This is a genomic window from Nonomuraea aridisoli, assembly GCF_003236395.1.
Taxonomy (GTDB): Bacteria; Actinomycetota; Actinomycetes; order Streptosporangiales; family Streptosporangiaceae; genus Nonomuraea; species Nonomuraea aridisoli.
The window spans coordinates 24,340-42,584 of the sequence record NZ_POUD01000004.1; the positions used below are offsets into that span (position 1 = coordinate 24,340).

Genomic DNA, 18,245 nt, shown 5'->3' on the forward strand with positions numbered 1-18,245 from the left:
TGTCACTCCTCGAACCGGGTGTCCGGGACCTGGACCGTGCGCAGGGCGCCGTCGCCGAGGTGCAGGTGGCCGCGACCCGGCTGGATCGGCTGGCCGATGACGCCCCGGGACAGCCGCACGCCCACCAGCTCCCCTTCGGCGAAGTTCTGCGGCGAGAGCAGCAGGCCCGAACGGTTGCGCTTGACCTGGGCGATCCAGCCGCCCAGGGTCGTGGAGAGCACCTCCGCGTTGCCGCCCGCGACCACGCCCCAGCCGGGCCCCGCGCCGCCCCGGGCGAGCAGGGTCAGGTCCGGTTCGAGGTCGGAGCGGGCGAGCAGCTCGGCGTCGTCCACGACGATGACGCCGTACTCCTCGGGCACCTTGCGCAGCGCCTCCCGGAAGGCGGCCTGGGTGATCTCCGCGTCCGCGAGGACGGCGGCGACGCCCGAGGCCCCGGAGAGCCGCCGCAGCGGCGAGCGCGCCGGGGTCAGGACGATCAGCCCCGCGCCCGCCTCCAGCAGCGATGAGGCGATGGCGGCCAGCGCGGTGCTGCGCCCCGAGCGGGGCGGCCCGGCGACCACGAACGTCGGCACCTCCGCCAGGTCGGGGCCGAGCACGCTCAGCGTGTCGCCGCCGACGCCGGCCATCGGCCGCGTGGGGGAGAGCCCGCCGGGGCCGCGCAGCGCACGGGCCTCGGCGTACGAGATCACGTCGGGCAGCACGTCGAGGCGCATCGGCCGTCGCCCGGACGGCACGCCGCTCTCGCGGGCGGTCAGCTCCTGACCGAGGGCCGCCAGCGCACGGGCCTGCCCCGAGCCGGTGAGGTCGGGGCCGAGGACGGCGATCTGGACCTCGCTCAGGTCTCGCGCCCTGATGCCGCGGCCGGGCGGCAACTGCTCGGGCACGTTCCTGGCGCTGAGTCCGATCACGTTGTAGTCGCCGCGGTCGTTGAGGCGCAGCACGATCCGGTCCTCGGTGGTGCCGGCGTACCGGCTGGAGCCGAGCAGCCGGTCGCCGGCGAGCACGAGGTGGATCCCGGCGGCGGCGCCGTCGCGCATGAGGCGGACCAGGCGCGTCAGGTAGCTGCCGTTGTCGTGGACGGCGTAGTCGCGTTCGAACACCTCGAACCGGTCAAGCAGCACGACGACGTGCGGCGGGCGTTCGGCCGGCGGGAGGAGGCGGCGCAGCTCGGCGAGGTCGGCGACGCCGCGTCCGCCGAGGAGCGCCTGGCGGGCGGCGAGCTCGGCCACGAGCCGGTCGAGCAGCCTTCCGAGGCGCTCGATCTCGGTGCGGTCGACGACCGTCCCGCAGTGAGGAAGCGCGTTCAGGGCGTTCAGCGCGCCGTTGCCGCAGTCGATGCCGTACAGGTGGAGGTCCGCGACGCCGTGCGCGCGGGCGAGTGCGGCGGCGAGCGTGCGCAGGACCTGCGATCTGCCGGTGCGCGGTGAGCCGATGACGTGCAGGTGGCCGGTGCGGTCGAGGTCGAGGACGAGCTCGGCGCGGCGCTGCTCGCCGGGCAGGTCCACCAGCCCGTAACCGACCGCCGGCAGCCCGTCCGACTTGAGCTCGGCCGGGGGCAGGTCGGACAGGTGCAGGATGTCGGGCAGGGCCGGGAGCCAGGGGCTGGCCTGGCGCGGGATGCCCGCCGTCCGGGCGGCCGCGGCGATCGCCTCGGTGAGCACGGCCAGGTCGGTGGCGGTGCCCTGCCCGGCGGCGGCCGCGCGGGCCGGCGTCTGGGTGACGGGCCCGCCGAGCTCCCGCCAGTCCACGCGCACCACGCGCACCGCGGCGCCGTCGGCGCTCACCTCGTACGCGGGCCGCCGCCCGCCCACCCGTCCCGCCTGGAACGGCAGCAGGGCGGCGGGTCCGAGCCGCGCGAACGCCCGTCCCGGCGTACGCGGCGAGATCTCCCCCGCGTCGGGCGCGTCGATGATGTCGCGGCTCTCGTTGACGTCGGTGGTGCGCAGCGCGATGCGCAGGTTCGTGTTGGCCCGGATGTCCGCCGTCACCGCGCCCGCGGGCCGCTGGGTCGCGAGGACGAGGTGGATGCCGAGCGACCGCCCGCGCTGCGCGATGTTGACCAGCCCGCTGACGAAGTCGGGCAGCTCCCGCACCATCGAGGCGAACTCGTCGATGACCAGCAGCAGTCGCGGCAACGGCGCCAAGGAACCGTCCCGGGCGCGTCTGTCCTGGTAGTCGGGCAGGTCCTTGGCACCGGCCCGGGCCAGCAGCTGCTCGCGGCGCCGCAGCTCCGCGCCCAGCGAGACCAGCGCCCGCTCGACGAGGTGGGTGTCGAGGTCGGTCACCAGGCCGACCGTGTGCGGCAGGTCCGCGCACTCGGCGAACGCGCTGCCGCCCTTGTAGTCGACCAGCACGAACGTCATCTCGTCGGGCCGGTTCGCCACCGCGAGGGAGGCCACCAGGGTCTGGAGCAGCTCGGACTTGCCGGAGCCGGTCGTCCCGGCGATCAGCGCGTGCGGGCCGTCGCGTACCAGGTCGACGGTGAAGTCGCCGTCGAGGCCGGTGCCGAGCACGGCCCGGGTGCCGCGTCCCGAGGCCGTCCAGCGGGCCAGGATCGTCTCGGGGGCAGGCGGTTCGACGCGCAGGACGTCCAGCAGCCGGACGGCGTCGGGCAGCGCCGCCCCCGCCTCCTCCGAACGGCCGGCCGCCCGCAGGGGAGCCAGGGCGCGGGCGACCTCGTCGTACCAGTCGGGGCGGGGCGAATCGGGGCGTACCCGGGTCATGGCCACGGCGCCGCGGGTCCGTACGGTGAGACCGCCCTCGCCGGGGGCGACGACGGCGCCGCACTCCTCGGGCAGCAGCCGCTCCTCGGCCTCCAGGCAGACGGTGTAGACGCCGACGGACGGGCCGTCGCGCAGCAGCGTCACGACGCCCGGCAGGGTGCGCACGCGGCGGGCGTCCTCCATGACGACGAGCACGGACGGGCCGGACGGGCCGGCGCCCGCGGCGAGCCGGGCGGCCACCAGCCGGCCCAGCTCGCCGAGCCGCCGGGCGACCGACTCGGCGCCGGTGCCGACGAACGCGTACGTGTCCTCGCCCTGCGGCCGGGTGTGCGGCAGCCAGCGCGTCCACGACCAGGCCCGCTCGCCGGCGGCCGAGGTCAGCACGCAGACGCGCAGGTCGGCCGGGCTGTGCAGGACGGCGGCCTGGGCCACCAGCCAGCAGGCCAGCGACCCGGCCGGCTCCCCGGCGAGGCCCACCACGCCGCCGTCGCGTACGGACACCGGCACCGGCACGTCCTTCAGCATCGGCGAGGCCCGCCGCCGGTACTCCTCCTGCGCCCGGTCCTCCACGGTGATCGTGGCGGGCACCTCGGCGGTGCCGACGCGGACGGTGAGGAAGTCGGGGTCGTGGCGGCGCCGCTCCCACAGCCGTTCCGACGGCAGCGCGGCCATCCGCAGCAGCGAGGCCGGGTCGGGCAGCGCCAGCCGCCGGTTGTGCTGCTCGGCCAGGACGGCGGCGGTGATGTCCGCGCGGACGCGGGCCACACGTTTCTCGTGCTCGGCGAGCTGCTCCTCGTAGCCGACCCGGCTCTGCTTGCGGTTGCCGGACTGCGTCAGCAGCGCGCCGATCGGTGACAGCAGCGCGAAGAAGACGAACGCCCACGTACCGGTCACCACGATCGCGACGACGGCGGCCAGCGCGGGCACCAGCAGGATCGGCAGCAGCGGCAGGACGCGCCGCTGCGGCTTGTCCGGCGGCGCCGGCAGCTGGAAGTGCGGCGACGCGGTGTCGGGGACGAACCGCGGCGGCCGGTTGAACTCCAGGCTCAGCCCGTCGGGTGTCAGCGGGGCCCGGTTCGGCGTGGTCGTGGACAGCTCCAGCAGGTTGGCGCCCGCCTCCAGCTGACTGCCCTCGGGCCAGGCGGCGGCGCCCGACAGGGTCTCGCCGTCCAGCAGCGCGCCGCCCGCCGGGGTGACCTCGACGGAGGCGTCCACCCGGACGAGCACGCGCACGGCCACCGGAGGAGCGGCCCCGTCGAGGCGGACCCGGCAGGCGGGTGCGCTCCCGATGTCGTAGTCACCCGGCGGCAGCCGGTAGACCGTGCCGGCGCCGGGGCCGCTCACCACTCGGAGCTCGACCGTGCCCTCGGCGTCCTCGCGCACGGGCGGCGGAACGCCGAGGCCCAGGTCGAGCCCGTCCCGTACGCCTGCCTCCGCCAGCGTCGCCGCCGGGTCCGCGGGGTGCGGGCCGACGTACAGCGCGGGCGCCTCCGGCACGCCGTGGGGTGACACGACCCGGGCCAACTCCGCGGCGAGCTCCCCCACGCGGGCGGATGGCTCGGCCTCGACGACGACGGCCGCCGGCGTCTTCGGACTCCGCGCGTCGCGGACGCTGACGTTGATGCGCACGGTCGGGACTTCCTCGTCAGGCGGTGGCCGTGAACTGGCTGGCGATCTGCTGGTCGGCCTCCTGGAAGCTGGTGCCGGCCGTCTTCAGCACCTGGCTCATGTCCTGCAGGCTCTGCGTCACCTGCTCGAAGCCCTTGCTGAACTCGTCGAACCGGGCCTGCATCGCCTGCTGCGCGGTGGGGGTCTGGAAGCCCTCGCTGAGCAGCGCCTGCACCTGGGTGCGCACGCCGTTGAGCCGGTCCTGCAGGTCGGTGAAGGCGGCGCTCAGCGCGTCGGACGTCTGGGCCGTCTGGTTGAGATCAACGGTGAAGTCGGGCATCGGGACTCCTCTGGTCGGGGATCGAGACGTGGCGGATCACGGGGGCGGGACGCCTCTCCAGCCCCAGGCGTCACTTGTACACTGACGCACCGGGAGAAAGGTAGCAGGTGGAATTTTGAGGGTGAAAACTTCTGTGCTGCATCGCGTTCCGCCTGCTCAGCTCGCACTCGCGGTGCTGCTGGCGCTGGGCGCGCTGCTCTGGCCCGCGCCGCCCGCGCTCGCCGCCCCCGACGGCGATCTCGTGAAGGTGTACGTCGTCAAGACCCCCGACCAGAACGGCGGCCTGCCGGAGAACCTGCGCTCGATCGCCCAGCGCACCCTCGGCGACCCGGGTCGGTGGAGCGAGATCTTCGCCCTCAACCAGAACCGGCTGCAGGCCGACGGCGGCGCCCTCGCCGACCCGGCCGACCTCCACCCCGGCTGGCTGCTGCGCCTGCCCAAGGACGCGAGCGGCCCCGAGGTCCGGATGGCCCGCGAGACGACCAGCGTCGCCGGGCTCGGCATCCCGCTGCCCGCCGCGATCGCGGCGGTGGTGGCCGTCCTGCTGGGCCTGGTCACGGCCGGGGTGCTGGCCCGGCGCAGGCTGCGCGCCGCCGCCCGTGCCGTGGGCCGCCGGGCGTACCGGCTCGGCGATCCGGTACGGCGTTCGCGCCGGCGCCGTTACCGGGCGTCCCTGACGCAGGTCCTGGCCCAGGACCTGGAGACCCCGGCGCGGGCCGCCCGCGCCGTACAGGACCTGGCGGCGCGCGAGCCCTCGGCGCGCGGCTCCGTGCACGCGGTCGTGGTGAACCGCGAGGACGTGACGGCCTGGGTCGACACCGCCGCCTGGCCCCCGGCCCCGTGGGAGCCGGTGGACCGGGCCCGGTGGCGGCTGGCCTCCCGGCAGGCGCCCGCCCGGACGACGCTGAGCGGGCCGGCGGTGGCCGCGCCGCTCGCGCGGGCCGGCGTACGCGACGACGGCGGCCAGGTCTTCGTGAACCTCGGCCGCCTCGACGGCATCCTCAGCCTCACCGGGGACGCGGACGTCGCCCGCGACGTCGTGCACGGGCTGATGGCCGACGTCCTGCGCACCCATCCCGGCCTGCCGGTCGCCGTCGTCGGGGCCCCGCCCACCGCCCTGCCGCCCGGCGCGACCCTGGTCGACCCCGCCGAGCTCTTCCACCAGGCGCCGCCCTGGCCCTCAGCCCGCGGCGGCGGCGCCGTACGCGCCACGGCCCGCCGCCGCGACCTGCGCGGGCTGCTGGTGGTGACCGGCACGCCCACGGCGCAGGAGACCGAGCGGCTGCACGCCGTGTGCGCCGCGAGCGGGCTCGGCTGGACGGGCCTGGTCTGCGGCGACGTCGACGGGGCCCACTGGCGCTGGCACGCCGCCGCCGACGGCGACGTCACCATCCCCGCCCTGAACGTCACCGTGACGGCTCCATCCTGTCGGCTTTGAGCTATATGCTCCTGCGCCATGCCGACCTCACCCACGTCGCTCGATCTGGCCTTCGCCCTGCTCCGGGAGGGCCGTCTGGTCGACGCCGAACAACTCATGGTGCGTGAGCTGCACACCACCGAGCTCCAGTACGGCCGCGACACCCCGCAGTGGGCGTCCGCCCAGTGCGATCTCGGCACCGTCCTGCTCAACTCCGACCAGCCCGAGCGGGCCGTGGAGTGCTATCGCGCCGCCTGCTCGATCCCGCCGCCCCAGGACCGCGAGGCGCACAAGGACCTCCTGACCTACCGCCTCAACCTCGGCATGGTGCTGGCGATGTCGGGGCGGCTCGACGAGGCCGAGACCGAGCTGCGCCACAACCTGCGCGAGCGCCTCGCCTTCTACGGCCCCGAGCACGCCGGTTACGCCTTCGGCCTGGAGCCGCTGGCCGACGTGCTGTTCCGGCGCGGCGACCTGCACGGCGCCCGCGCGGCCGTCGAGGAGACCATCGGCATCTTCTGGCGCGACGGGCACGAGCGGGTCGCCACCGCGCTGGCGCTGCGGGCGCGGATCGTGACGGCCGCCGGCCACCAGGAGCCCGCCTTCCCCGCGCTTGAGCAGCTGCCGGACGAGATCGTCGAGGAGATCGCCCGCGCCGTGCTGAACCAGACCGGCGAACACCCCGGCTCCGACCTGATCGTGCTGCCCCGCCTCGCCGAGGCCCTGGAGGCACGGCTCGGCCCCGACCACCAGATGACGCTGAACGTGCTGTCCCAGCTGGCCAACGCCGGCCGCGACGGCGACGACGAGAGCGGCCGGGTCGAGGCGATCCAGAAGGTGCTCGCCTCGTACGAGCGGCAGGGCAGGCACGACGACGCGCTCATGGCCGAGCTGGGCCTGGCGATGGCGCAGAGCGACGCCGGCGACCTCGACGGCGCCCTGGTGACGTACGCCCGGGCGCGGGCCCGCGCGGAGCGCATCGGCCGTCCCGAGCTGACCGCGCAGGTGCTGCGGAACTGGGGCCTCGCGCTGTCGGAGGCCGGCCGTACGGGCGAGGCGGAGCCGTGCCTGCGCGAGGCCGTGGCGGCGGCCGAGTTCAGCGGCGACGCGGAGCTGCTCGGACGCTCCCGGATCGCCCTCGGCCTCTTCCTCCAGCACCAGGAACGCCTGGCCGAGGCGGCCCAGGTCGTCGAGGCCGGGCTGGCCACCCTCGACGTGGCGCACCGCGACGCGGTCATCGGCCGCAGCCACCTGGGCGCGATCAAGGAAGGCCGCTCGTGCGGCTGCGGCGACATGCCGGGCGCGATGGCGGAGGCGTTCCGCGAGTTCGTCCTCGCCCGGCTGCCGCAGGACCTGCTCGCCGGCCTCGACGTGACCATCGCCGACGGCGACTTCTCCCTCAACGTCGAGCTGCGCCGCGAGCCCACGGAACAGGAGCTGGAACACCTGAACGCGGTCGTCCAGACCGCCACCGCCGAGTTCCGCCGCCGCCTGACGACCACGAGCTAGCCGGGCTCGCCCGCCGTCAGATCCAGCCGCGGGCGGCCGCTTCGGCGCCGGCCTGGAAGCGGGTCTCCGTGCCGAGCCTGGTCATGATCGTGGCGATCCGGCGGGTGGCGGTCCGCGCGCTCACTCCCAGCTGCCGGGCGATGGCCTGGTCCTTCAGGCCGGCCTTGAGCGTCGTACGGACCGACGCGCCGGCCGGCTCGCTGCTGCCGCTGCTCGTCCGCCTGCCGGAGGACGCGACCTCCATCTTCGACGGCGGCGTCATCGTCGTGACGGCGGACGACCCCGACGACCCCGCGATCACCGTGGTCGAGCCGGAGCCCGGCCGGTACGCGCTGGCCGTCTTCTCGTTCGGAGTCGCGGAGACGTCGTTCACCACGCAGGTCAACACGGTGCCCGTCAAGGGCGGCAGCGGCAGCCTCACGCTCTCGCCCCGTCACCCCGAGGTGACGCCGGGGACGCCGATGGACCTCACGCTCTCCTGGTCCGGCCTGACCGGCACCGGGCGGCACACCGGCTACCTCGAATACCCCGACGGCACCGGCACCGTGGTGTCCGTCGGGTGAACCGCTGAAGGGTCGCCGGCCCCCGCTCGGCGACCCTTCAGCGGCTACCAGGCGCCGTTGGCGGAGTAGAGCTGCCCGCGGACGGCGCCGCCCGGGAACTGGCCGGTGTGCAGGTTCGCGTACCAGTTCTTCGGGTTCCTGGAGATGCCCTTGGCGGTGTCCTTCTTGATCGACGCGGTGCCGGCCAGGCCGTTCACGCCCTTGGGCAGGCCGTCGGCGTCGGCGAACAGGTCCACCGCCACCGGGCCGTTCTTGCCCTTGGCACCGCTGTGGATGTGCGCCACGGTCGGCGGGGCGATCCCGTTGAACAGGGTCGCGTACTCGATCTTCCCGCCCTTGATGTCGAACAGCCACTCGGCGAAGCCGTCCTTGTCGCCGACCTTCTGGCCGGGAGCCGGGACCTCCTGCTTGCCGTCGGCCTTGACGTGGAACCTGCTGCCGTTGCCGATGGCGAGCACCGAGGCCAGGTTCACCGGCTTGATCCGGTACAGCTGCGCGCGCACCGCGCCGCCGGGGAACTCGCCGGTGTGCAGGTTCGCGTACCAGTTGCCGGGGTTGTTCGTGATGCCGGCCAGCAGGTCCTTGTCCTTGACGGTCACGGTGCCGGACACGGCGCTGCTGCCCTTGGGCAGGCCGTCCATGAAGAAGCCGATCTTGACGTCGCCGTTCTTGCCCTTCTTGCCCTGGTGGATGTGGAACATCGTGGGCGTGGCCGTGCCCTCCCAGCGGACGGCGTACGAGACCTTGTCGCGGTCGATCACGAAGACGGCGAGCGCGCTGCCGTTCTTGTCGCCGACCTTCGGGCCGCCCTTCACCGGCACCTCGTTCTTGCCGGTGAGCTTGGCGGCGAAGTAGACGGGCGCGGCGTACGGGGAGGCGTCCGCCTGGGCGGCGCCGGGCACGACGGCCGCGCTGAGAAGGCCGGCGGCCAGGACGGCACCGGGAAGGGCGAGGGCGCGCTTGTTCATGGTGAACCTCTCGGGTGTGCTGGCGAGGGGCCGTCGGGACACGGCCGGAAGCTGACACCGAAGACCTTGCCGCGAACCCCGCCCCACGAGTACGTACAAATCCGCACTGACCCCCGAACGTGCAGAAGTACGGGTTTGCGCCGGCGTTGGTGTCCCTGCCGCCGTCGATCCCGGCCTGGGTCGTGGAATACGGGCGGGGTGGGGGATGTTGGAGGCGAACAGCTTCAAATTTCAATAATTGACGGAGGGATTGTTATGGCCATCGCCTTCATGCTGGTCATGAGCGTCATCATGGGCAGCGTTCTCACCGGTGGCGTGGCCGCCGTCGTGCTGAACGGCATCAAGGGCCGCCAGTGGCCGGTGCTGTTGCGGCGGCGGGTCGTCTACCGCGGCTTCGTCGTCCGCTGAGCGGGTTCTTCGCCCGCAGGCGTTTTCCCTGGCAGCGGGCATGGAAGGCTCCGAGTGCCGACCATCGCCCGCGACCAAGGGGGAGTGCGCGTGCAGGAGATCCTGTCGACGATCTCGGGCTTCGTCTGGGGCCCGTTCCTGCTGATCCCGTTGCTCCTGCTGACGGGCCTCTACCTCACCGTCATGCTGCGCGGCCTGCAGTTCAGCAGGCTCCTGTACGCCCTGTGGCTCGCGCTCATCAAGCGCAAGGACCCCACCGGCGAAGGGGACATCACCCACTACCAGGCGCTGTCCACCGCCCTGGCGGCCACCGTGGGCGTCGGCAACATCGCGGGCGTCGCCACGGCCATCCACTTCGGCGGGCCGGGCGCCGTCTTCTGGATGTGGGCCACCGGCCTCGTCGGCATGGCCACCAAGTACACCGAGGCGTTCCTCGGCGTGCGGTTCCGCCGTACCGACGCCAAGGGCGAGCAGAGCGGCGGCCCGATGTTCTACCTGACGTACGGGGTGGGCGGCAGGTTCGGCGCCGCCCTCGGGGTGTCGTTCGCCGTGTTCGGCGCGCTCGCGGCGTTCGGCATCGGCAACATGGTGCAGTCCAACAGCGTGGCCCACGCGATCAACGCGCAGTGGAACGTTCCCGCCTGGCTGACCGGCCTGGTCATCACGGTGCTGGCCGCCACCGTCATCCTGGGCGGCATCAAGAGCATCGGCGCGGTCACCAGCGCGTTCGTGCCCGTGATGATCCTCTTCTACGTCCTCGGCGCGTTGTGGGTCGTCATCGCCAACATCGAGAACCTGCCGGCCGCACTTGAGACGATCATCAGCGACGCCTTCACCGGTACCGCGGCCACCGGCGGATTCGCCGGCGCCGGCGTCCTGCTGGCGATCCGGTACGGCGTGTCGCGCGGCATCTTCTCCAACGAGTCCGGTCTCGGCACCGGCGGCATCGCGGCGGCGGCGGCCAAGACCACCGAGCCGGCGCGGCAGGCGCTCGTGTCGATGACCCAGACGTTCATCGACACGCTCGTCGTCGTCAGCATGACCGGCCTCGCGATCGTCGTCACCGGTGCGTGGCAGAGCGGCACGAACGGCGCCCCGCTCACCGCGCTGGCGTTCAGCCGCGGCCTGCCCGGCGAGTGGGGCGGCCTCGTCGTCACCCTCGGCCTGATCTTCTTCGCCTTCTCCACGCTGCTCGGCTGGGCCTACTACGGGGAGCGCTGCATGGACCGCCTCTTCGGCCGCGGGTCGGTGACGCCGTACCGGCTGCTGTTCATCGTGCTCATCTTCGTCGGCACGGTGCTGGAGCTGGAGACCGTCTGGACGTTCTCCGACATCATGAACGGGCTCATGGCGCTGCCCAACCTCATCGGCCTCGTCATGTTGTCCGGTCTCGTCGTCCGGGAGACCCGCGCCTACTTCAACCGGCCCGACTGGCAGCGCGTCCCCGTGGCGTGACGTCTACTGTGGACGGCATGAACGATCACCGTGAGCTGCGGGCCGGTGACCGCGAACGCGAGAGGGTGGCCGAGATGCTCCGCGTCGCGGTCGCCGAGGGCCGCATCACGCTGGAGGAGCTGCACGAACGGCTGGATCGTGCCTACTCCGCCCGCACGCTGGGCGATCTGGACGACGTCGTCGCCGACCTGCCGGGCTCGGAGGAGCTGCCGGCGGCGGGCCCGCTCGTCACCCTGGCCGGAGCCGACGTGCTGGAGCTGCACACCCTCAGCGGCCGCGTCGAGCAGACCGGACAGTGGGTGGTCCCGGAGCGCATGAGCGCCAAGGCCGGACGCTGGGGCAAGGTGCGCATCGACTTCACCAGGGCACGGTGTCCGCACCGCGAGGTCGTGCTCGACGTCGAGATCACCTCCTGGTTCGGCGACATCGTCATCGTCGTGCCGCGCGGCTGGCGGGTCCGCGACGACGAGGTGGTCCGCCGCTGGATGGGCGCCGTCCACAACCTGGTGCCCGAACCGCTCGCCCCCGACGGCGTCACCGTACGCCTGACCGGCTACGTGCAGACCGGCGACGTCTGGGTGAGATACCGCCGGGTGTGACCCGCGCCCCGCGACCGCGCGTCTAGGGGAACTGCGTCCAGGCTTTGACCACGTGGCAGCCCTGGGAATCGCCGGAAACGGTGGAGGCCGGTCCTGGCCGGCCGGAGACCTTGGTCACCCACGGGCCGACGACCGTTCTCGTGTAGGGGTAGTGAGCCGAGTTGCAGGTGGCGGCCACGCGGTAGCTGCCGAAGCCGCTGTTGCACAGCGCCCCCGCCACGTTCGTCGACGTGTTCACGGAGGTGTAGCACCCCCATACTTCGGCGTGCGCCGGGGCGGCGACTCCGGCGAGGACCATCGCTCCGCCCGCCGCCGCTGCCAGGACCTGTGCGAACCTTCGCATGACGTCTCCTTCGCCCGCTTTGTTTACGGGCTTCATCGTCCTGTGGTCATGTGGGCTCGGGACAGGGCGCGAGGAGGACATCCGCCGGACATTTCGGCAACGTGGGCGCCGGTCTCAGCCTTGCCGAAGGGTGACGCCCGCGGGCAGGCCCGTGACGTGGGCGGTGCCGGAGGGGTCGACGGTCGCGTTCACGGAGGCGCCGGCGACGCGGAGGCCGCGTACCGACAGGGCGCCCAGGGGAGCGCCGGGCAGCGGGCGCAGGACCGCGCGGCCGGCCGGGACGTCCGGGTGGAGCCCGACGGCGGCGTGCACGATCGCGACGGCCGCCGCCGCCGACCACGCCTGCGGACGGCAAGCAGCGGGGTACGGCAGCGCGTGCCCCATGAGCGCGCGGTCGTCGCCCGCGTGCAGCTCGGGCAGCCGGTACGCGAAGCCCTCGGCGGCCGACAGCAACCCGTCCGCCAGGCGGGCGGCGAGGCCGCCGTGGCCGGAGCGGGCCAGCCCCGAGATGACGATGGCGGTGTCGTGCGCCCAGACAGAGCCGCAATGGTAGGAAAGCGGACTGAATCCGGCATCCCTCGTGGACATCGTCCGTAGGCCGAAACTTCCGGACATGGACGGATCTTCCAACGTCCGCGCGATCCGCAGCTCCTCGGCCGGCGTCAGGATGCCGGTGCCGAGCAGGTGGCCGATGTTGCTGGTCAGCGCGTCCACCGGGCGCTTGTCGCGGTCGAGGGCGAGCGCGGGATGGCCGGCGTCCAGCCAGAACCGCTCCCGGAACCGCTCCGCCAGCCGCCCCGCGTAGTCACGCCACCGGTCCGCGCCCGGCCTGCCGAACGCCTCCAGCAACGCCGCCCCCGCGACGGCCGCCTCGTACGCGTACCCCTGCACCTCGACCAGGGCGATGGGCGGCTCGGCGCGGCCGCCGTCGTGAAAGCGGACGGCGTCGCCGGAGTCCTTCCAGCCCTGGTTGGCCAGGCCGCTCCCGCTGGTGTCGATGTACTCGAGGAAGCCGTCGCCGTCGGCGTCCCCGTGGTCGGCCAGCCAGCCGAGCGCCGACTCCAGCGCGGGCAGCAGCGCGCCGACCTGCGACTCCGGCATCCCCCAGCGCCAGGCGTCGTGCAGCAGGGCGATCCAGAGCGGGGTGGCGTCGATGGTGCCGTAGTAGGTGGCCGGCAGGCGCAGGTCGTTGCCCTCGACGGCGAACTCGCCCCGGCGCAGCTCGTGCATGATCTTGCCGGGGGCCTCGCCGGAGGTCGCGTCCACCTTCGCGCCCTGGTGGCGGGCCAGCACGCGCAGGGTGCTCGCGGCGAGCTCGGTGCCGAGGGGGAGCAGCATGCGGGCGGCCCAGATGCTGTCGCGGCCGAAGAGTGTCAGGAACCAGGGGACGCCCGCGCCGAGGAACGTGTCCTGCGGGGCCGCGCTCTCGGCCAGCCGCAGCGCCTCCAGGTCGTCGAGCGACTGGCGGGCCAGGCGTACCAGCCGGGCGTCGTCCGCCTCGATCTCCGGCCGGCTCCACTCCCGAGGGCCCGCCGGCGCCGTGACCACGGCCTTCGGGTCGGTGACGCGCACGCCCCACCGCAGCGTGACCCGCTCCCCGGGCGCCACCGTCACCTCCCACCGCAACCCTCCGTCGGCGTACGCGCCGCCCGAGACGGTCACGCGGGTGTCGCCGGAGCGCCAGGCGAGCCCGCCGCCGCTCTCACGAGCGAGCGGAACGGTCGCCCCACCCGACTTCACCACCTCGATGGGGGCGAGGTCGCAGCTCAGCGCTACGGTGACCGTGCAGGAGAAGGGGTCCGCGGCCGTGGAGGCGAGCGTGATCTCCTCGTCCATGGCACCGGGGGTGACGCGGCGGACGCGGTCGACCCGGACGGTGGGGTCGGGCGTGCGGTCGCCGAGCCAGCGGGCCAGCGAGACGAAGCGGGACGACCCCGGGCCGGACACGGCGTGGCCGATCGGCTCCGGCTCGCGGCCGTCGATGGCGAGCGTGGCCTGGGAGAGCACCCGCGCGTCCGCGTGGAAGAGCCCCTGCACTCCGGCCGGTCGGATCTGGCCGTCCGCGCCGCTGAGCGCGGTCGTCGGGGCCAGGACGGTACTGACGAGGTCGTGCAGCAGCGGTTGGAGACGGCGATCACGCAGCTGGTCGGGCACAGTGAGAACCTCTTGACACTCCGTTTACTTGAACGATCTAATCATGGCATATAGAAATTTGATCGATCAAACGGTCAGAAGGGTGATATATGGCGGAAAAGGTGACGATCGCCGATGTGGCGCGCCACGCCAACGTGTCCCGCCAGACCGTGTCGAACGTGCTGAACTCCCCCGAAGTGGTCAAGGAGGAGACCCGGCAGCGGGTGCTCGCCGCCGTGGAGGCCCTCGGCTACCGGGTGAACGCCGCCGCCCGCCAGATGCGCACGGGCCGTTCCCGGCTGCTGGCCGTACGGATCGAGACGACCCAGGACGGCATCAACGTCTTCGACCGCTTCCTGCACGGTCTCACCGAGTCGGCGGAGCGGTCCGGCTACCGCGTGCTGCTCTACACCGCCGCCGACGACCACGCCGAGATCGCCACGATCGAGCAGCTGCTGGGCGAGTTCGAGCCCGACGGGTTCGTGCTGACCAGCACCCACCACGGCGACGCGCGCGCCACCTGGCTGGCCGGTCGCGGCCTGCCGTTCGTCAGCTTCGGCCGTCCGTGGGGCGCCTCGGAGGTCGCGCACCCGTGGGTGGACGTCGACGGCGCCGCCGGCACCGAGGCGGCCACCCGCCACCTGCTCGGCCTCGGGCACCGCCGGATCGGCTTCGTCGGCTGGGAGACGGGCTCCGGCGTCGGCGACGACCGCAGGTCGGGCTGGTCACGGACGCTGGCCGCCGCGGGCCTCGACGCCGACCTCGCCGCGGAGACGGACGGTTCGTCCGCCCACGGCCAGGCGGCCGCCCGCGAGCTGGTGGATCGCGGGGCGACCGCCCTGGTCTGCGTCAGCGACGCGGTGGCGCTCGGCGCGCTGCAGGTTACCCCCGACGTCGTCGGGTTCGACGACACCCCCGTGGCCGCCGCCATCGGGCTCACCAGCCTCAGCCAGCCCCTCGCCGAGGCCGCGGCCCGCTGCGTGGAGCTGCTCGCCGACCGGCTCGCGGGCAGGCCCACCGCCACCCACGCGCTGCTCACTCCCTCCTTGGTCATCAGAAAGGAACCCCGCTCATGAAACGCCTCGCGATACCCGCGGCGGCAGCCCTGCTCCTGTCGGCCACGGCCTGCGGCAGCGGCTTCGAGGACCAGCAGGCCCAGCCGCAGCAGCAGACCGGCGGCCCGGCCGCGCTCCAGGTGCTCATCGCCTCCTCCGGCGCCGCCGAGACCGAGGCGGTCGAGCAGGCCGCCGACACCTGGGCGAAGGCCACCGGCAACACCGCGAAAGTCACCCCGGCCCAGGACATCAACCAGCAGCTCGGCCAGGCGTTCGCGGGCGGCACCCCGCCGGACGTCTTCTACGTCGACGCCTCGCGCTTCGCCGACTACGCCAGCGTGGGCGCCCTGGAGCCGTACGGCGACAAGATCTCCGACGGCCAGGACTTCTATCCGAGCCTGCGCCAGACGTTCACCTACGACGGGAAGTTCTACTGCGCGCCCAAGGACTTCTCCACGCTGGCCCTGGTCGTCAACGACGACCTGTGGAAGCGCAACGAGCTCACCGACGACGAGATCCCGACCACCTGGGACGAGCTCACCGCCGTCACCAAGAAGATCAAGGGCGTGACACCGCTGGCGGTCACCGACGCCTGGGACCGGCTCGGCGTCTTCATGGTCCAGGCGGGCGGCTGGATCACCAGCGAGGACGCCACCCAGGCGACCGGCGACAGCCCGCAGAACCTCCAGGCCCTGCAGTACGTCAAGGGCCTGCTCACCGGCAAGCAGGCCCAGTACGCCAGGGCGCTCGACGCCGGGTGGGCCGGCGAGGCGTTCGGCAAGGGCCAGGCCGCGATGACGATCGAGGGCAACTGGATCAAGGGCGCGATGAAGGCCGACTTCCCGGACGTGAAGTTCTCCGTCCACGAGCTGCCCGCCGGCCCCGCGGGCAAGGGCACGCTGTCCTTCACCAACTGCTGGGGCATCGCCGCCAAGTCCGCGAACAAGGCCGCCGCCATCAGCTTCGTCGAGGCGATGACCAAGACCGACCAGCAGATGGCCTTCGCCGAGGCGTTCGGCGTCATGCCGTCGCGCCAGTCGGCCAAGGACGCCTACCTCAAGGAGTTCCCCGCCGACGCCGCGTTCGTGGGCGGCGCCGAGTACGCGCGGGGCCCGGTGAACGCCCCCAAGATGGACAGCGTCCTGTCCGACTTCAACGCCGGGCTGCAGCAGCTGGCCACGCAGGACCCGAAGACGATCCTGGCCAGGCTGCAGAAGAACACCGAGAGCGCGCTCGGCGGCTGACGTCATGCGCAGCCGTACCAGGGAGAACCTCGCGGGGTGGCTGTTCGTGGCGCCGGTGGTGGTGATCCTCGGGCTGTTCCTGCTACTGCCGATCCTGATGGCCCTCTGGGTGAGCCTGACGGCATGGAACGGGCAGGGCAGCCCCTTCACGGGCGGCGTGCCGTTCGTCGGCGTGGACAACTACGCGCGGTTGTTCACCGAGGACGGCCTGGCCCGCCAGGACTTCATGACCAGCATCCGCAACAACCTCTACTACGTCGCCGCGGTCGTGCCGTTGCAGACCGCGCTGGCGCTCTTCCTCGCGCTGGTGGTGAACAGGCGCAAGGCGTTCTTCCGGACCGCGTTCTACTTCCCGTCGGTGACCAGCTCCGTCGCGATCAGCGTGGTGTTCCTGTTCATCTTCAGCAACTCGGGGGCGATCAACCAGCTGCTGGCGTTCGCCGGGGTGGACGGGCCGCAGTGGTTCTCCGACTCGCGCGGGGTGATCCAGCTGCTGATCGGCGAGCCGCCGGCCGCGCTCACCGAGCACGGCATGCTGGGCCTGACCTGGTGGGACTGGCTGGCCGGGCCGAGCGTGGCGATGTGCGCGATCATCACGCTCGTGGTGTGGACGACGTCGGGGACGTTCATGCTGATGTTCCTCGCGGCGTTGCAGAACATTCCGAAGGCGCTCGACGAGGCCGCCATGATCGACGGCGCCACCCGTCGCCAGCGCTTCTGGCGGGTGACGCTGCCGCAGCTCAAGCCGACGATGTTCCTGGTGCTGACGCTCGGACTGATCGGCAGCTGGCAGGTGTTCGACCAGATCTACGTGATGAGCCAGGGCAATCCCGCCAAGACCACGCTGACGCCGGCGTACCTGTCGTACCGGACGGCCTTCCGCGACTTCGACTACGGTGCGGGCACGGCGATCTCGTTCGTGCTCTTCCTGATCATCGTGCTGCTGACGCTGTTCCAGCGGTGGGCCATGAGGGAGCGGAAAGCATGAGGCGGCTCGTACTGATCGTCTTCTCGGTCGTCTTCGTCTACCCGTTCGTCATCCAGATCGCGAACGCCTTCAAGACCGACCCGGACGCCGCCGCCAACCCGCTGTCGCCCATCCCGCACCCGGCGACGGTGGCGGCGTTCGAGCGGGTGTTCCTCGGCACGGACATGCCGCTCTGGCTGGGCAACTCGCTGCTGGTCACCGTGGTGGTCACGCTGGGGCGGGTGCTGCTGGACTCGATGGCCGGGTACGCGCTGGCCCGGCTGCGGTTCCGCGGGCGGCGCGGGTTGTTCGCGGCGGTGATCGCGGTGATGGCGGTGCCGGGGGTAGTGCTGTTCATCCCGAAATTCCTGGTCCTGAACCAGCTGGGGATGTACAACTCCTATCTGGCGCTGATTCTCCCGCTGATCGCCGACGCCACCGGCGTCTTCGTGATGAAGCAGTTCTTCGAGTCGGTCCCGCGCAGCGTCGAGGAGGCGGCCCGCATCGACGGCGCCGGCACGTTCCGCGTCTTCTGGTCCGTGGTGCTGCCGATGTCGCGCCCGGCGCTGGTCACGCTGACGATCCTGTCGTTCCAGGGCTCGTGGAACGAGTTCCCGCACACCCTGGTCGCCGTTCAGGACCCCGCGCTGTTCACGCTTCCGCGCGGGCTGGCCGACCTGGTCAGCGGCTCGCTCGGCGGCGGCACCCAGTTTCCGCTCAAGCTCGCCGCCGCCCTGCTGGCGACCATCCCGGTCGCCGTCATCTTCGTCATCTTCCAGCGCCACTTCGTCCGCGACCTCAACGAGGGAGCGGAAAAGGGCTGAACGGGCGGTCCCGCTCCTGGGACCGCCCGGCGTGTGGACACCGTAGCCACGGATCCGTCCCCATCCACCTCGTCAGCCGCCACCGCCGC

General features: G+C 72.7%; 15 protein-coding genes. 10 read left to right on the top strand and 5 right to left on the bottom strand.

Annotation, left to right across the window (positions count from 1 at the left end; translation table 11 throughout):
- Positions 1 to 2: 2 nt before the first annotated feature.
- Together C1J01_RS01820 and C1J01_RS01825 are read right to left on the bottom strand one after the other, a co-directional pair.
- Complete coding sequence (locus C1J01_RS01820; RefSeq protein ID WP_111175287.1) at positions 3 to 4,352, bottom strand: type VII secretion EssC family protein; 4,350 nt, start codon at positions 4,350 to 4,352, stop codon at positions 3 to 5.
- Between the two features lie 16 nt (positions 4,353 to 4,368).
- Positions 4,369 to 4,671 (bottom strand): WXG100 family type VII secretion target, encoded by a 303-nt coding sequence (locus C1J01_RS01825; protein WP_111175288.1) that lies wholly within the window; start codon positions 4,669 to 4,671, stop codon positions 4,369 to 4,371.
- A 133-nt stretch (positions 4,672 to 4,804) separates the two neighbouring features.
- On the opposite strand from C1J01_RS01825, the gene C1J01_RS01830 reads away from it, so the two are divergent.
- The 3 genes from C1J01_RS01830 (at position 4,805) to C1J01_RS01845 (ending at position 8,160) form a co-directional block, all read left to right on the top strand.
- The gene (locus tag C1J01_RS01830; RefSeq protein WP_146615439.1) at positions 4,805 to 6,109 is read left to right on the top strand and encodes a LysM peptidoglycan-binding domain-containing protein; all 1,305 of its coding nucleotides are present in this window, start codon (positions 4,805 to 4,807) and stop codon (positions 6,107 to 6,109) included.
- A gap of 18 nt (positions 6,110 to 6,127) precedes the next feature.
- Positions 6,128 to 7,597, top strand: coding sequence for a tetratricopeptide repeat protein (locus tag C1J01_RS01835; RefSeq protein ID WP_111175290.1), 1,470 nt, complete (start codon positions 6,128 to 6,130; stop codon positions 7,595 to 7,597).
- 164 nt (positions 7,598 to 7,761) lie between these two features.
- Positions 7,762 to 8,160 (top strand): hypothetical protein, encoded by a 399-nt coding sequence (locus tag C1J01_RS01845; protein ID WP_111175291.1) that lies wholly within the window; start codon positions 7,762 to 7,764, stop codon positions 8,158 to 8,160.
- 44 nt (positions 8,161 to 8,204) lie between these two features.
- Here the strand turns inward: C1J01_RS01845 and C1J01_RS01850 are convergent, their stop codons facing one another.
- Positions 8,205 to 9,128, bottom strand: a complete 924-nt coding sequence (locus C1J01_RS01850) for a CHRD domain-containing protein (protein ID WP_111175292.1) — start codon at positions 9,126 to 9,128, stop codon at positions 8,205 to 8,207.
- 255 nt (positions 9,129 to 9,383) lie between these two features.
- Here C1J01_RS01850 and C1J01_RS49520 point away from each other — a divergent pair, with 255 nt between their 5' ends.
- The 3 genes from C1J01_RS49520 to C1J01_RS01860 all read left to right on the top strand — a co-directional run bounded on the left by C1J01_RS49520 (position 9,384) and on the right by C1J01_RS01860 (position 11,590).
- On the top strand, positions 9,384 to 9,536 hold the full coding sequence (locus C1J01_RS49520; protein ID WP_181448523.1) for a hypothetical protein: 153 nt from the start codon (positions 9,384 to 9,386) through the stop codon (positions 9,534 to 9,536).
- A gap of 90 nt (positions 9,537 to 9,626) precedes the next feature.
- A complete protein-coding gene (locus C1J01_RS01855) occupies positions 9,627 to 10,991 on the top strand; it encodes an alanine/glycine:cation symporter family protein (protein WP_111175366.1) in 1,365 nt (454 codons plus the stop codon).
- A gap of 17 nt (positions 10,992 to 11,008) precedes the next feature.
- Positions 11,009 to 11,590: a DUF1707 SHOCT-like domain-containing protein gene (locus C1J01_RS01860; protein WP_146615442.1), complete on the top strand. Its 582-nt coding sequence runs from the start codon at positions 11,009 to 11,011 to the stop codon at positions 11,588 to 11,590.
- A gap of 22 nt (positions 11,591 to 11,612) precedes the next feature.
- On the opposite strand, the gene C1J01_RS01865 is transcribed toward C1J01_RS01860, so the two are convergent.
- Positions 11,613 to 11,933: a hypothetical protein gene (locus tag C1J01_RS01865; protein ID WP_146615443.1), complete on the bottom strand. Its 321-nt coding sequence runs from the start codon at positions 11,931 to 11,933 to the stop codon at positions 11,613 to 11,615.
- Between the two features lie 114 nt (positions 11,934 to 12,047).
- The gene (locus C1J01_RS01870; RefSeq protein WP_220039696.1) at positions 12,048 to 14,087 is read right to left on the bottom strand and encodes an amylo-alpha-1,6-glucosidase; all 2,040 of its coding nucleotides are present in this window, start codon (positions 14,085 to 14,087) and stop codon (positions 12,048 to 12,050) included.
- Between the two features lie 89 nt (positions 14,088 to 14,176).
- On the opposite strand from C1J01_RS01870, the gene C1J01_RS01875 reads away from it, so the two are divergent.
- The 4 genes from C1J01_RS01875 to C1J01_RS01890 are packed head-to-tail and all read left to right on the top strand — an operon-like array spanning position 14,177 to position 18,156.
- Entirely contained in the window at positions 14,177 to 15,142 is a 966-nt protein-coding gene (locus C1J01_RS01875) for a LacI family DNA-binding transcriptional regulator (protein ID WP_111175295.1), read from the top strand.
- Positions 15,139 to 16,365 carry a sugar ABC transporter substrate-binding protein gene (locus tag C1J01_RS01880; protein WP_111175296.1) on the top strand — a complete coding sequence of 409 codons (1,227 nt, stop codon included), beginning with the start codon at positions 15,139 to 15,141 and terminating at the stop codon, positions 16,363 to 16,365. The genes C1J01_RS01875 and C1J01_RS01880 overlap by 4 nt, the downstream gene beginning before the upstream one ends.
- Positions 16,366 to 16,369: 4 nt before the next feature.
- Positions 16,370 to 17,353, top strand: a complete 984-nt coding sequence (locus C1J01_RS01885) for a carbohydrate ABC transporter permease (RefSeq protein WP_111175297.1) — start codon at positions 16,370 to 16,372, stop codon at positions 17,351 to 17,353.
- Positions 17,350 to 18,156: a carbohydrate ABC transporter permease gene (locus C1J01_RS01890; RefSeq protein ID WP_111175298.1), complete on the top strand. Its 807-nt coding sequence runs from the start codon at positions 17,350 to 17,352 to the stop codon at positions 18,154 to 18,156. Before C1J01_RS01885 ends, C1J01_RS01890 begins: the two co-directional genes overlap by 4 nt.
- The last annotated feature ends 89 nt before the right edge of the window (positions 18,157 to 18,245 follow it).

What these genes read in the sequence shown, in the direction of transcription:
- C1J01_RS01825 (WP_111175288.1), bottom strand. Translation starts at nt 4,671, where the DNA reads ATGCCCGACTTCACCGTTGATCTCAACCAGACGGCCCAGACGTCCGAC.
- C1J01_RS01835 (WP_111175290.1), top strand. Translation starts at nt 6,128, where the DNA reads ATGCCGACCTCACCCACGTCGCTCGATCTGGCCTTCGCCCTGCTCCGG.
- C1J01_RS01850 (WP_111175292.1), bottom strand. Translation starts at nt 9,128, where the DNA reads ATGAACAAGCGCGCCCTCGCCCTTCCCGGTGCCGTCCTGGCCGCCGGC.
- C1J01_RS49520 (WP_181448523.1), top strand. Translation starts at nt 9,384, where the DNA reads ATGGCCATCGCCTTCATGCTGGTCATGAGCGTCATCATGGGCAGCGTT.
- C1J01_RS01860 (WP_146615442.1), top strand. Translation starts at nt 11,009, where the DNA reads ATGAACGATCACCGTGAGCTGCGGGCCGGTGACCGCGAACGCGAGAGG.
- C1J01_RS01865 (WP_146615443.1), bottom strand. Translation starts at nt 11,933, where the DNA reads ATGCGAAGGTTCGCACAGGTCCTGGCAGCGGCGGCGGGCGGAGCGATG.
- C1J01_RS01875 (WP_111175295.1), top strand. Translation starts at nt 14,177, where the DNA reads ATGGCGGAAAAGGTGACGATCGCCGATGTGGCGCGCCACGCCAACGTG.
- C1J01_RS01880 (WP_111175296.1), top strand. Translation starts at nt 15,139, where the DNA reads ATGAAACGCCTCGCGATACCCGCGGCGGCAGCCCTGCTCCTGTCGGCC.
- C1J01_RS01885 (WP_111175297.1), top strand. Translation starts at nt 16,370, where the DNA reads ATGCGCAGCCGTACCAGGGAGAACCTCGCGGGGTGGCTGTTCGTGGCG.
- C1J01_RS01890 (WP_111175298.1), top strand. Translation starts at nt 17,350, where the DNA reads ATGAGGCGGCTCGTACTGATCGTCTTCTCGGTCGTCTTCGTCTACCCG.